This window comes from Croceibacterium sp. TMG7-5b_MA50, from assembly GCF_039830145.1.
Lineage (GTDB): Bacteria > Pseudomonadota > Alphaproteobacteria > Sphingomonadales > Sphingomonadaceae > Croceibacterium.
In genome coordinates, this window is the sequence record NZ_CP156082.1 from 696,373 (window position 1) to 709,899 (window position 13,527).

Annotated in this window: 12 protein-coding genes; 7 read left to right on the top strand and 5 right to left on the bottom strand. The window is 67.8% G+C overall.

Annotated elements, in window-relative coordinates; all coding sequences use genetic code 11:
• A complete protein-coding gene (locus tag V5740_RS03450; protein ID WP_347303690.1) occupies positions 1 to 1,518 on the bottom strand; it encodes a chorismate-binding protein in 1,518 nt (505 codons plus the stop codon).
• On the bottom strand, positions 1,515 to 3,449 hold the full coding sequence (locus V5740_RS03455; RefSeq protein WP_347303691.1) for a SurA N-terminal domain-containing protein: 1,935 nt from the start codon (positions 3,447 to 3,449) through the stop codon (positions 1,515 to 1,517). Before V5740_RS03455 ends, V5740_RS03450 begins: the two co-directional genes overlap by 4 nt.
• A gap of 240 nt (positions 3,450 to 3,689) precedes the next feature.
• Here V5740_RS03455 and tpiA point away from each other — a divergent pair, with 240 nt between their 5' ends.
• The 3 genes from tpiA to V5740_RS03470 all read left to right on the top strand — a co-directional run bounded on the left by tpiA (position 3,690) and on the right by V5740_RS03470 (position 6,708).
• A complete protein-coding gene (tpiA, locus tag V5740_RS03460; protein ID WP_347303692.1) occupies positions 3,690 to 4,454 on the top strand; it encodes a triose-phosphate isomerase in 765 nt (254 codons plus the stop codon).
• 102 nt (positions 4,455 to 4,556) lie between these two features.
• On the top strand, positions 4,557 to 4,958 hold the full coding sequence (gene secG / locus V5740_RS03465) for a preprotein translocase subunit SecG (RefSeq protein ID WP_347303693.1): 402 nt from the start codon (positions 4,557 to 4,559) through the stop codon (positions 4,956 to 4,958).
• A gap of 115 nt (positions 4,959 to 5,073) precedes the next feature.
• On the top strand, positions 5,074 to 6,708 hold the full coding sequence (locus tag V5740_RS03470; RefSeq protein ID WP_347303694.1) for a CTP synthase: 1,635 nt from the start codon (positions 5,074 to 5,076) through the stop codon (positions 6,706 to 6,708).
• Positions 6,709 to 6,875: 167 nt separating this feature from the next.
• Here V5740_RS03470 and V5740_RS03475 read toward each other — a convergent pair whose 3' ends face one another.
• Positions 6,876 to 8,075, bottom strand: a complete 1,200-nt coding sequence (locus tag V5740_RS03475; protein WP_347303695.1) for a PQQ-dependent sugar dehydrogenase — start codon at positions 8,073 to 8,075, stop codon at positions 6,876 to 6,878.
• On the opposite strand from V5740_RS03475, the gene V5740_RS03480 reads away from it, so the two are divergent.
• The 3 genes from V5740_RS03480 (at position 8,074) to folP (ending at position 11,132) form a co-directional block, all read left to right on the top strand.
• Positions 8,074 to 8,718, top strand: a complete 645-nt coding sequence (locus V5740_RS03480; RefSeq protein WP_347303696.1) for a ribonuclease HII — start codon at positions 8,074 to 8,076, stop codon at positions 8,716 to 8,718. The two genes, V5740_RS03475 and V5740_RS03480, sit on opposite strands and share 2 nt — an antisense overlap.
• Positions 8,719 to 8,904: 186 nt before the next feature.
• Positions 8,905 to 10,023 (top strand): site-specific DNA-methyltransferase, encoded by a 1,119-nt coding sequence (locus tag V5740_RS03485; protein WP_347303697.1) that lies wholly within the window; start codon positions 8,905 to 8,907, stop codon positions 10,021 to 10,023.
• On the top strand, positions 10,020 to 11,132 hold the full coding sequence (gene folP, locus V5740_RS03490) for a dihydropteroate synthase (RefSeq protein WP_347304432.1): 1,113 nt from the start codon (positions 10,020 to 10,022) through the stop codon (positions 11,130 to 11,132). The genes V5740_RS03485 and folP overlap by 4 nt, the downstream gene beginning before the upstream one ends.
• Here folP and V5740_RS03495 read toward each other — a convergent pair.
• Both V5740_RS03495 and V5740_RS03500 read right to left on the bottom strand, forming a co-directional pair.
• The gene (locus V5740_RS03495) at positions 11,129 to 11,773 is read right to left on the bottom strand and encodes a hypothetical protein (protein WP_347303698.1); all 645 of its coding nucleotides are present in this window, start codon (positions 11,771 to 11,773) and stop codon (positions 11,129 to 11,131) included. The genes folP and V5740_RS03495 overlap by 4 nt on opposite strands.
• Positions 11,774 to 11,838: 65 nt before the next feature.
• Positions 11,839 to 13,254: a sigma-54 dependent transcriptional regulator gene (locus V5740_RS03500; protein WP_347303699.1), complete on the bottom strand. Its 1,416-nt coding sequence runs from the start codon at positions 13,252 to 13,254 to the stop codon at positions 11,839 to 11,841.
• Between the two features lie 145 nt (positions 13,255 to 13,399).
• Between V5740_RS03500 and V5740_RS03505 the strand changes: the two genes are divergently transcribed.
• Positions 13,400 to 13,522: a hypothetical protein gene (locus V5740_RS03505; RefSeq protein ID WP_347303700.1), complete on the top strand. Its 123-nt coding sequence runs from the start codon at positions 13,400 to 13,402 to the stop codon at positions 13,520 to 13,522.
• The last annotated feature ends 5 nt before the right edge of the window (positions 13,523 to 13,527 follow it).

The window sequence follows — 13,527 nt, forward strand, 5'->3', positions numbered from 1 at the left end:
TCACTGTCCAAAGCCGGGCTCGGCGGCAATCCGGGCCGCTTCCTGGGCGGCGGCGATCAGCGCGCCGGCTTTCGCCTCGCACTCACGCTGTTCGTATGCAGGGTCGCTGTCCGCGACGATGCCGGCGCCGGACTGGACATGCATGGTGCCATCCTTGACCACCGCCGTGCGCAGCACGATGCAGCTGTCGACCGACCCATCCGGCGCGAAGTAGCCAACGCCGCCGGCATATGGGCCTCGCGTCTCCGGTTCCAGCCCGGCGATAATTTCGCAGGCGCGGATCTTCGGCGCGCCGCTGACGGTGCCGGCCGGGAAGCCGGCGAACAGTGCGTCGAGGGCGTCCTTCCCCGGTGCAAGCTGGCCCACCACGTTGCTGACGATGTGCATGACGTGGCTGTAGCGTTCGACGGTGAAGCTGTCGGTGACGGTGACGCTGCCTGCGGACGCCACACGGCCGACATCGTTCCGGCCCAGGTCGAGTAGCATCAGGTGCTCGGCACACTCCTTGGGATCGGCCAGCAGGTCGGCCTCCGCCGCCCGGTCCGCCGCCTCGTTTACGCCGCGCGGGCGGGTGCCGGCGATGGGGCGGATGGTGACCTCCCCATCGCGAACGCGGACGAGGATCTCGGGACTGGAGCCGACTAGGGCGAAGCCTGGCAGGTCGAGAAAGTAGAGGAACGGTGACGGATTGATCCGGCGCAGTGCGCGGTACAGTGCCAGCGGCGGCAGCGGGAACTGGCAGGTGAAACGCTGCGCCAGCACGATCTGGAAGATGTCGCCGGCGGTAATGTACTCCTTCGCCTGCGCCACCATTGCCGGGTAGTCGCCAGGGGCAAGGACCGGCTGCAGCGCCATTTCGGTGGGCGCCGGCAACGACCCGGTCGCGGGCGGAGCAGGCGCGGCGAGGCTGCGCAGCGCCTCGTCGATCCGCTCCGCCGCACGGGCCAGGGCTGCCTCCGGTTCGGTACCATCGGCCCAGAGCGGCGCAACGCAGAACAGCGCGTCGGTCAGGCCATCGAACACCAGCACCACGGTCGGGCGCACGAACAGCATGTCCGGCAGGTCCAACTCACCCTGTGGAGCGCGGGGGAGCTGCTCCACCAGGCCGATCGTCTCGTAACCGAAATAGCCGACTAGGCAGGCAAGGGCAGGGGGCAGTTCCGCTGGCACGTCGATGCGACAGGATGCGGCAAGCGCCCGCAATTCTGCCAGCGACCCGCCCGGCAGCGGCTCGAACGCATCGCGGTCATGCTGCCACGCGCGATTGATCGCGCAGGAGGCGCCGGTGGCGCGATAGACCAGATCGGGATCAAGGCCGAGCAGGCTGTAACGGCCACGGATCGCGCCGCCCTCTACCGACTCCAGCAGGAAGTCCCCGCGGCCCGGTTCCATCAGCTTGGTGGCGGCACCGACCGGTGTCTCGGTATCGGCGACGACCCGGCGCCAGACCAACGCGGGCTGCCCGGCCGCAAGCTGCCGGCGGGCGGCGTCGGCGTTCGCGAGTGCGGATCCGGTCATTGGCCGCCGGTCAATTGCGTACGGACCGCCGCGATGGCTTCCTCGTTGCGCTCAACCCCAACCTCCGCTTGGACCGCGGCGATGAACTGCGCTGCGTATTCCTCACCCGTGGCGGTGCCGAGCTGCTGCAGTGCCTGGATCACCACCGGATCGGTCTGCGCGATCTGCGGCGCGGTGACGTTGTTCAGCTGGATCACGTACCAGCCGCTGTCGCCCTGCTCCTCCAACACCTTCACCGTGCCCTTGGCCATGGAGAAGAACAGGGCCAGCGGACGCGGCACCTGCTGCTGACCCGCGAGCTGGTCACGCGTCAGGTTGACCGGCCGTGGTGCGGCCAGACCCTTGTTCTCCGCCGTCAGCGCGGCGGCGAGCGTGGAGCCGCCGGCGATACGCTGCTGCACACGCCCGGCGGCCGCCCTAGCGGCAGCGGCACCCTGATCGCGGCGCCAGAGGCCGGCGACCTCGTCCCGGATCTCTGCCAGCGGGGCGGTGGCGGAGCGGGTGATCTCCGCCACGTCATAGGCGATGAACTGCTCGCCCGGGACGAGTTCGGCGACCTGCGCGTTGCCTTCCTCCATCTCGAAGGCGGCGGGCAGCACGCGGGTCAGTTCGGCCGGGACGCGTTCGTCGCTGGTGGCGCCATAGACGGCGCCCTCGGCGGTTACCGGACGGGTGGTGGCGACGGTGCCCTTCAGCGAGGTCGCGACCTCGGCCAGGGTTGCGCCATCCTCCAGCTGATCCTGCACCCGCGCGCCCAGGCCGGCGATCGCGGCAGAGCGCGCCTCCTGCGCCAGGGTCGCAGCGATCTCCGTTCGGACCTGCGCCAGCGTGCGGGCCGGCGTGCGCTCGACCGCGTCGACTTGCAGGACGTACCAGCCGAGCGGCCCGCGTGCGGGATTGGCGAGGGCGCCCTGCGCCGTGCCAAAAGCGGCGCTCGCAACCGCGGCTGAGGCCTGCGTCGAAAGCTGGCTTTGCGTCACAGGGCCGATCGCCGCGGTGCGCAGCCCCTTGCCTTGGGCACTCGCCGCAAGGCTGATGCCGCCGCGCACTTCAGTGACGATGGCCTGTGCGGCAGCCTGCGTGGGCACGATTAGCTGTGTCAGTCGGCGCTGCTCACTGGCGGCGTATTGCGCGGCATCGCGCTGAAACCGCTGGGCGATCTGGGCATCGGTCGGAGCCGGCACGGTGCCGAGCGCGTCGGCACCGAAGGTGACATAGCGCAACACGCGCCGCTCCGGCCGGATGAAGCTGCCGGCATTGGCGCGGTAGAACGCCTGCAACTGCGCATCGTTGGGACCGCTGGCCGGAGCGTAGGCCTCGCTCGGAATCAGGGCGATCGCGCCCTCACGCCGCTCGCGCAGCAGCGCGGCGTAGCGAGGCCCGAAACTGGCCGGCATCACCGGCGAGATGGCGAGAGGGGAGAGGAGTTGGCGGGCGATCAGGCCGCTCGCGATATCCTGCCGCACTGCCGTCTCGCTCAGCCTGCGCTGAGCCAGCGTGGCGCGGAACAGGTTGGTATCAAACTGCCCGTCGGCACCGCGGAAGGCGGGGATTTGCAGCAATTCGCTGTCCACCAGCCGATCGCTGATGCGCAGGCCCTGATCAGCGCCGAACACTGCCAGCGCCGTACGGCGCAGCAACTGGTCCAGCACCTGCGTCAACCCGCCCTGCGCAATGAAGGCGGGCATGGTAATGGTGGGGTTCTGCTGGCGCTCCTGTTCCAGCGCGCTGTTGGCGTTATCGACCAGCTCCGCACTGTCGATCCGGTTCCCACCGACACTCGCCACCCGGTCGCCGCCGGCGATGCCGCCGAACACGCCAGTATTGGCCACATCCGCGCTGGCGAAGGCGATGGCCATCAGCAGAAGAAAGGCCAGCGTCAGGCCGACCCCCAGCTTGGAGCGGGTGAGATTGCGGAACATCTGGAGCATTGGAACGGCGCTTCTTGCAATCTGGTGGGGAGGCAGCATCCGGAGACGTTGCGAGCGGCGGCCTTATCCCCCCTGCGGCGCTTCCGCAACAGTGCGGGACAAGTGTGCCAGACCGGCGCGCGGAGCGGCTTTGACAAGCGTGATCGCGGGCGGTAGCGGGCAGCCAATCAGGCCGACCGGCGGCATCGCCCGTGCATCGGCCGCATATTCGCACATACTTACTAGCTTCAAGGACTATAGATGGCCCAGCGCCCCTATATCGTCGGCAATTGGAAGATGCACGGCACCCGCGCCATGGTGGCGGAGGCGCGTGCGATTGACCGGGCGGCGGAACGGTTGATCAAGGTGGAGGTCGCGCTGGCTCCGCCGGCGACGCTGATCCAGGCGATCCGCAAGGAAGCCAGCCTGATCGGCGTGGGCGCTCAGGATTGCCACACCGCGGAGGGCGGTGCCCATACCGGCGACATTTCCGCCGCGATGGTCAAGGATGCCGGTGCCGGGTTCGTCATCGTCGGCCATTCCGAACGCCGCGCCAACCATGGCGAGACCGATGCCGACGTGCGCGCCAAGGCGCAGGCGGCGCTGGCCGTCAGCATCAATGTCATCGTCTGCGTGGGCGAGACGGAAGGCCAACGTGACGCCGGCCAGGCCGAGGCGGTGGTCGCTTCCCAGCTCGATGCCTCGCTGCCGCGAGGAGAGCATGTGCTGGAACGGGTGACCGTCGCTTATGAGCCGGTGTGGGCGATCGGCACCGGGCGGACGCCGACGACTGAGGATGTGGCCGCGATGCATCGCGCAATCCGCGCCAAGTTGCTCGAGATCTATGGTGAGGGCGCCGAAGCGGTTCGCATCCTATATGGCGGGTCGGTGAAAGCGGACAATGCGGCCGCGTTGCTTGCGGCCGACGAGGTCGGCGGCGCGCTGGTTGGTGGTGCAAGCCTGACGGCGGAAAGCTTTGTCGGGATCGTGGTCGCCGCTGCCGAGCGGCTGGAGCATCACCACTAAGTCGCAAGCCCGCCAGAGCCGCGCCGCTTGAGAAATCGGGTCGGGCGGACTAGATGCGCGGCGACACGCGCATGTCCCGCGCCATTCGCATCAAGGTAACCCATGTCGCTGTTCATCTTTCTTTCCGTGATCCAAGGGATCATCGCTGCTGCCTTGGTGGGCGTGGTGCTGATGCAGCGCAGCGAAGGCGGCGGCTTGGGCGTGGGCGGCGGCAGCCCGGGTGGCCTGATGTCGGCTCGCGGCGCGGCCGATTTCCTGACCCGCACGACCAAGTGGCTGACGGTCGCTTTCGTGGCGCTCGCCATCGTGCTGGCAGGGCTGGCCGTGAACCAGACGGGCACGCAGGAGATCGACACCAGCCTGGACCGGAGCGTAACCACGCCTGCGGTCAACCCGCAGCAGGCCCCTGATGCGATCCCCGGCGATCCCGGCCTGGACGGACAGGCGCCGGTCGACCCGGTCCCGCAGGTCGAGGATGATCCGCTGGCGGGTGTGGCGCAGTAAGCGCTGCCCGGCCATTCTGCTGCGCGGCCTCCCGCCGCGCTTCCCCCAATACTGTGCACAGCGTGACGCCGCGGCCTTGCGCCGAATCCGCTTGCCCGCTTAAGGCCCACCTCCCATGACCCGGTACATTTTCATCACCGGCGGCGTGGTCTCCTCGCTCGGCAAGGGGCTGATGGCCGCTAGCCTTGCGGCGCTGCTGCAGGCCCGCGGCTACACCGTCCGCATCCGCAAGTTCGATCCCTACCTCAACGTCGATCCGGGCACGATGAGCCCGTATCAGCACGGCGAGGTGTTCGTTACCGATGACGGCGCGGAGACGGACCTCGATCTCGGCCATTACGAACGCTTCACCGGCGTGTCCGCTCACCAGAGCGACAACGTCACGAGCGGGCGCATCTACCAGCAGATCATCGCACGGGAGCGGCGCGGCGATTACCTGGGTGCGACCGTGCAGGTCATCCCGCATGTGACGGACGCCATCAAGGAGTTCGCGCAGGCCGATACTGACGGGCTCGACTTCGTGCTGTGCGAGATCGGCGGCACCGTCGGCGATATCGAGAGCCTGCCGTTCATTGAGGCGATCCGGCAGTTGCGCAATGAACTGGGGCGCGAACGCACCGCCTTGGTGCATGTGACGCTGGTGCCTTACATCTCCGCTGCGGGCGAGCTGAAGACCAAGCCGACCCAGCACTCCGTGCGCGACCTGACGAGCCTGGGCGTGCAGCCCGACCTGCTGCTATGCCGCTGCGAGCATCCGCTGCCCGCGGCAGAGCGGGCGAAGATCGCGCTGTTCTGCAATGTACGGCCAGAGGCGGTGATCCAGGCGCTGGATGCACAGTCGATCTACTCGGTGCCGTTGCAATACCATCGGGAAGGCTTGGATGCGGAGGTGCTGCGTCACTTCGGCCTGACCGCGCCGATGCCGGACCTGAGCCGCTGGGACGATATCGTCGATCGCTACCACAACCCGGAAGGGGAGGTGACGATCGCCGTCGTGGGCAAGTATGTCGGCCTGCCGGACGCCTACAAGAGCCTGAACGAGGCACTGGTCCACGGTGGCATGGCCAACAAGGTCAAGGTCCATATCCGCTGGATCGATGCCGAGCTGTTCGAAGAGGACGATGCCACCATCGCCGCCCAGCTGGAGCCGATGCACGGCATCCTGGTACCGGGTGGGTTCGGCGAACGGGGTAGCGAAGGCAAGATCGCCAGTGTCCGCTTCGCGCGGGAGCGGGGCGTGCCGTTCTTCGGCATCTGCCTGGGCATGCAGATGGCCTGCATCGAAGGCGCCCGCAACACGGCAGGGATCGCGGAGGCAAGCTCAACCGAGTTCGGTCCCACGACCGAGCCGGTTGTGGGCATCATCACCGAATGGATGAGCGCCGAGGGGCTGCAGCAGCGTAGTTCCGAAGGCGACCTTGGCGGCACGATGCGGCTGGGTGCCTACGATGCGAAGCTGGCGGGCAACAGCCATGTCAGCCGCGCCTATGGCGGGGCGACCGAGATCTCCGAACGGCATCGCCACCGCTACGAGGTGAATGCCGCCTATCGCGAGGAGCTGGAAGCGGGCGGCCTGCTGTTTTCCGGCATGTCGCCGGACGGGCTGCTGCCCGAGATCGTGGAGCGTCCGGACCACCCGTTCTTCATCGGGGTGCAGTTCCATCCGGAGCTGAAGAGCCGGCCGTTCGAACCACACCCGCTGTTCGCAGGCTTCATCGAGGCGGCGCTGCACCAGTCACGACTGGTCTGACCGGCGGAAGTTGACACTAAGTTGACACCTCCCGCGAACACCCGCCGGTCTATGGCGGGTGCTGCGTGGTGCTGGATCGGCGGTGATGGCGCGGCGGTGCATGGGACCGCTAGAGGCACAGCTGGGGCGGTGTAGGAAAGCGGTTTGTAGCTGCGTCTGCTGCCCGATCAGCGTGGGGTAAGGCGCAGCAGCCGACCGCCTTCGCCATCCTCGATCAGCAGCAGCGATCCGTCGGGGGCCTGGGCGATGTCGCGCAGCCGTTCCGGGAAGGGGTAGCGCGCTTCTTCCGTCCCGCGCTCCCCATTGATGGACACGCGCACCAGAGCCTTCGATGCGAGGCCGGGCATCAGCGCCTGGTCCTGCCATTGCGGGAACATCGCACCGGAATAGAACAGGAAATCACCGGGCGCGATCACCGGGTTCCAGCCGATGGCGGCGGCGTGGAATTCGGGGCGGGTGGCGTGGTCGGGGATGGGCGTGCCGTTATAATCGTCCCCGTCCGACACAATGGGCCAGCCGTAATTGTCGCCCTCCACCACCAGGTTCAGCTCATCGCCACCCTTCGGACCATGCTCCAGGTCCCACAAGCGCCCCTGCGCATCGAAGTGCAGGCCCAGGATGTTGCGGTGGCCATAGGACCAGATTTCGCGCGAAACCCCGCCGCGATCGGCGAACGGATTGCCGGCCGCAGGTGTGCCATCGAGGTTCAGCCGCAGCACCTTGCCCAGATTGGTCCCGAGGTCCTGCGCCGGGGTCTTCTTCTGCCGGTCGCCCGACGCCAGGAACAGGTGCTGGCCATCAGGCGCGAAGGCGATCCGGTGCGAGTAGTGACCCGCACCCGTGACCTTCGGATCCTGCCGCCAGATCACCTGCAGGTTCTCCACCGCGCAACTGCTCGCATCGGCACAGGTCAGTGTGCCACGTCCCAGTGCCGCCCCGCGCGTATCGCCGCTGCCCGGCTCCGCCCAGGTGAGATAGATCGTGCGGCCACCCAGCGTGGCGCTGCTCTCGCCCGGCAGGAAGGCCACGTCGCCAAGGCCGCCCTGTCCGGCATAGGCGACGTCGGGCAATCCGGTAACTGTGCCGACCTGCCCGTCCACCAGATTGACGAACTTCATCGTGCCGGCACGTTCGGTGACGAACAGGGTGTCCGTGCCGGGCGCCAGCGCAAGTGCCCAAGGTTCCGCAAACTGGCCGAGAGATGCCGCGGTGAAGGGCGGATCGCCGTCTAGCGACACCGGCTGCCCGGAGGCGAGGCCCGCGGAGGTGCGAACATCGGCAGTCGCGCCGCCATCCTGTGCGCTGCCGCAGCTTGCGGATGCCAGGGCGATCGGTAACAGGCTGGAAGCCAGGACAATATTGCGCATGCTGTCAGCAACACCTTCGCCCGATTTTTGTGCCAGCCTGCCGGGGCCGCTCGTATTCGGCGTGGACGAGGCGGGGCGCGGCCCGCTGGCAGGGCCGGTGGTCGCGGCCGCGGTGCTGCTGTGCCGTCCGCGCCCGTCCGGGCTGGACGATTCCAAGAAGCTGAACCCTGAGCGCCGCGCCTTGCTGGAGGAGCGCATCCGCCGACGCTGCGCCTGGGGCATCGGGGTGGTGGAGGTGGAGGCGATCGACCGGCTCAACATCTTCGGCGCGACCATGCTGGCCATGACGCTGGCGGTGCAGCAATTGTGCGCGGCGCTGGGTAGCGATTGCGCGGAGGTGCTGGTTGACGGCAACCTGACACCCGCCGGGCGCCGCCCGGAATGGCGCTGGCCCGCCCGCGCGATCGTGGGCGGCGACGCGCTGGAGCCGGCGATCAGCGCGGCCTCCATCCTGGCGAAGGAGCATCGGGATCGGCTGATGCGCGCCGCGGCGCTGGATCACCCGCATTACGGGTGGGACCGCAACAAGGGCTATGGCACGCCCGATCACCTGGCTGCGCTGCGGGCGCATGGGCCATGTGCGCTGCATCGCCGGTCCTTCGCGCCCGTCGCGCAGGCTGATCTGTTTTCCGCCGCAGGCTGAGTCTTCGCGGACACACCACAGCATCTTGAGTCCGCCGGGGCGGGGTGGACTCAAGATGCTGGGGCCGGACTCCCTTCGTTCCACCAACACCTTTGACTCGAAGCGACTCGGCAAAAAAGCTGGACTTGACGGCGGAGTCGCTGCTGGCGCACGCTGTGGATAAGTCAGCAGGGACCGATACGTAAAATGGGCGAAGTTCTTTCCATCCGCGCGCCGCGCGCCGCAGTACGGCCGGAGCTTCCTCTCGGGCAGATCCTGCCGGGCGACTGCATCGAGGCGATGCGGTCGCTGCCAGCGCGCAGCGTCGACCTGGTCTTCGCCGATCCACCGTACAACTTGCAGCTCGGTGGCGATCTCAACCGCCCGGATGGCAGCATGGTGGACGCGGTGACCGATGCGTGGGACCGCTTCGACAGTTTCGCCGCCTATGATGCGTTCACCCGCGACTGGCTGGCGCAGTGCCGCCGCGTGCTGAAGCCGGACGGCGCGTTGTGGGTGATCGGGAGCTATCACAACATCTTCCGCGTCGGTGCGACGATGCAGGATCTGGGCTTCTGGCTGCTGAATGACATCGTGTGGCGCAAGGCCAACCCGATGCCCAATTTTCGCGGCACACGCTTCACCAATGCGCACGAGACGCTTTTGTGGGCCAGCATGGGTGAGAAGTCGCGCTACCACTTCAACTACCGCGCGATGAAGACGCTGAATGACGAGCTGCAGATGCGCAGCGACTGGCTGATCCCGCTGTGCGGAGGGCAGGAACGGCTGAAGCGGGACGGGGCCAAAGCGCATCCGACGCAGAAGCCGGAGGCGCTGCTGTACCGCGTGCTGCTGGCGACGACGGAGCCGGGCGACGTGGTGCTGGACCCGTTCTTCGGCACCGGCACCACCGGCGCGGTCGCCAAGCGGCTGGGTCGGCAGTGGATCGGCTGCGAGCAGGAGCCCCTCTATCGTGAGGTCGCGCTGGAGCGGATCAAGGCGGCTCTGCCGCTGGACGAGAGCGCGCTGGAGGTCATGCAGAGCCGGAAGAACCAGCCCAAGGTCGCCTTCGGCGCCCTGGTGGAGGCCGGGCTGATCCCGCCCGGCAGTGTGTTGTTCGATCGGCAGCGCCGGTGGGAGGCGCGGGTGCGGGCGGACGGTTCGCTGGAGTGCGGCGTCCTGACGGGCTCCATCCACGGCGTCGGCAAGACGTTGCAGGATGCGCCGAGCTGTAACGGCTGGACATTCTGGCATCTGGAGCATGACGGGGCCGTCAAGCCGATTGATGCCCTGCGCCAATTGCACCTGCTCGCCATCGAAGACTGATGCGCCGGGTCTACCTGCAGCCGCTGACGATGGCGCCATCGCCGCAGGCGCTGCACGGCGGGGCGGTGCGGATCGCGGGCGGTGCGGTGTGGGCACGCGACTTCGCCGTGATGGTGGCAGAGGGCGGACGGGTGACGCACCGCACGCTGGCCACCCCCGCGACGATCGTGGCAGAGCTTGCGCGCCTGCCGGACGACCTGGTCACAGAAGGGCAGCATCAATGGGCGAATTTGACCCGCGTGCAGCCGCCACTGGCAGTGCCGGGCGGACCGCTGCCGCTGGACCGGCCGCAGGTGATGGGCATCCTGAACATGACGCCCGACAGCTTTTCGGACGGTGGGCAACATTCCGGCGATCCCGAGGGGCATGCGAGGGACATGCTGCGCGCCGGCGCTGCGTTGATCGACGTGGGCGGGGAAAGCACGCGGCCCGGCGCCGATCCGGTGTGGGAGGGGGATGAGATCGCCCGCATCATCCCGGCGGTGGAGACCTGTCGGCGGGTTGGTGCGCTTATCAGCCTGGATACCCGACGCGCGGCGGTGATGCAGGCGGGGCTGGATGCCGGGGCGCACATCATCAACGATGTCTCCGCCCTGTTAGACGATCCCGGTTCCGCCCCCGTTGTTGCGGCGGCGGGCGTGCCGGTCGTGCTGATGCACGCGCCGGGTGCCGGCAGCGGAAAGGGGCTGCACGGCGGTGGTGATTACGCCAACATCTTGCTGGATGTCTTCGACTGGTTGCGTGATGCGCGCGACAGGGCGCTGGCGGCTGGTATTGCGGCTGACCGCATCGTGCTCGATCCCGGGATCGGCTTCGGCAAGTCACTCGCCGGCAATATGGCCCTGCTGAACGGGCTCGCCCTGTTCCATGCGCTTGGCCACCCGCTGCTCGTGGGGGCAAGCCGCAAGCGGATGATCGGCGCCTTGCACGACGAGGCGCCGGTGGATCGCCGGCTGGGCGGAAGCATCACGATGGCGCTGGCAGCGATGACGGCCGGGTGCCAGATCATCCGGGTCCACGACGTGTACGAGACGGTGCAGGCCCGCAATGTCTGGCTAGGCCTGCGGGACGGCGCATTGGCGGATGTGGCGCTGCTGCCGGAGCTCTAGCCGCGACCGGGGAGGGCGGCGGCAAGGCTCTGCACCACCCTGCCGATGGCCTGTTCGGCGACCTTTTCGGCGGAGGGTAGTTCCTGCTCGCCAATCATCAGCGTGCGCTCTCCCACGGGGATGAAGCGGTAGCGGGACCTGCGGCCGAGGCGATCGCGGTAATAGGCGAAGCCGACCACGCCATCGAGCCGCGCCGGGACGATCGCCGTGCCAAGGCCGGCCTGCTGAAAGCGCCGGCGATAATCATCGATCGGACGTTCGAGCAGCGACAGGACGAGGCCACCTTCATCGCGTGCATTGCAGGTGCGGCGGCGGGGGGGATCGCCGTACACGCATTTGCGCTGCCCCAGTTGTTCGGCCCGCCCCGCCGGCAGCAACTTGGCGCCCCACGCCTGCTGCTCGGGGCCGATCGGGAATTGCACCGGCATCTCGATCAGCGTCAGGGCCTCCGGGTCGTAGTCGAACTCCAGCGGGCCGACGCTGGCGGTGATGAGGCGTGCCAGCACCTCCTCGCCCGTCATGACCTCGATACCGGCTGCGGCATCGGCTGCAAGCGTCTGTTCTTTACGACCTTCCTGATTGCAAGCCGTCAGGAAGGGCAGGGGCAGCAACACCAGACATGTCAGCCAACGCGGGGTCATGCCGGTGCAAGTGCATGGCAGGCGCACAGGTTCCGGTCACTCGTCGCACTTGTGTTGCGCGACGGTTACACCGCGTTGTCGATGCCGAGGTCGGAGAGCTTGCGATACAGCGTCGAACGGCCGATCCCCAGGCGCCGCGCGACCTCCGACATACGGCCGCGATAATGGCCGATGGCGAGGCGGATCACATCCGCCTCGATCTCCTCCAGCGGGCGCAGGTGCCCTTCCAAGGTGAAGATGTCGACGCCGCCGCGTTCCGGCGGCTGGTCGCCCCGATTGCCGTCGCCTACAAGTTCGGCGAGCTGCGGAAAATCCAGTTCGGTCAGCGCGTTGCCGTCGCAGAACACCGCCGCGCGGAACAGGACCGCCTGCAGCTGCCGCACATTGCCGGGCCAGTCGTAGCTGGACAGAAGGGTCAGCGCCCCATCCGTGATGCCGAGCTGGCGCAGGCCTGGCTCGGCCGCGATCCGGGTCAGGAAATGGCGGGCCAGCGCGACGATGTCGCCGTGACGTTCCCGCAGTGGCGGCACGGTGATGATGGTCGCGCTGAGCAGACCCAGCAGTTCCTCGTCGAAATTGCCGGTGCTGGCGAGATCGGTCAGCGGCAGGTTGCTGGCGGCGATCACGCGCACATCGATGTGGTAGCCATGCGGCGATCCGATCGGCCGCACCCGCCGATCGCGCAGCACCTGCGCCAGTTGCAACTGCACCTCGGGCGAGAGGTGATCGACCTCGTCAAGCACCAGAGTGGCGCCGTCACTCGCCTGCAAGGCGCCCACATGCCGTTCGAACGCGCCGGCGAAGGCGCCCTGCTCGTGCCCCAGCAGGACTGACGGCAGGCTGGCCTGCGGGATGGCGGCGATGTTCAGGATCCGCAGCCCGGCGCGCGAACGCGGGCTGGCGGCGTGGATCGCGCGAACCAGCATCTCCTTGCCCGTACCGCGTTCCCCTTCGATCAGCAGGCTGCCGTGCCCGCGCGCGGCCTTGGCCGCGCGGGCGAGGGCCGTGCGGAAGGAAGGCGCCGTACCCACCATCGCCTCGAAGTCGAGGACGGCGGGCATCTTCTCGCTGAGCGGGGTCAGTTCCTGCTGCCAGGCGGCGGCGGCGGTGGCGTTGCGCAGCGCCTGCATCAGCCGTTCCGGCGCGACGGGCTTCACCAGGTAATCGCTGGCACCCGCCCGCATGGCCGCGACCGATTGCAGCGGGGAGGTGCTGCCGGTGAGCACCAGGATCGGCAGGTCCGGCCGCCGTTCACGCAGATCGGCGATCAATTGCACCAGATCGTCGCCCGGAACGATCTGGTCGAGGATCGCTGCGTTGATCTGCGCGCCTTCACGACCCTTCAGCAGGTCAAACACCTGCGCAGGTTCCCGCGCAACGGCGACCCGCCAACCCTCACGTCCAGCAAGGGCTGTCACAAGCCTGATCTGCGCCGGCGCGTTATCGATCAGCAGCAGCATACGCGCGCCAGGATCGGCCATCCTTTTCTACCACCATGCTTGACTGTCTCCTCTTGGCTCTAAAGTCGATTGGTAAAAAGCTGTTTAAGCGCAATGCGGGGTTGTTGCGTGACAGGAAAGGGGGCACTAACGTTTGCAAACAAACATTGGGACTGGAGGAGAGGCCATGGAACCGGTGAACGACATGCAGGCGGCCGGCCGCACCTACAGCGGCTTTGTCGCGACGTTGAAATGGTCGGTTCCGCTGATCGCGATACTGGTGTTCATCATAATCCTCGTGATCGTCTGACGGCG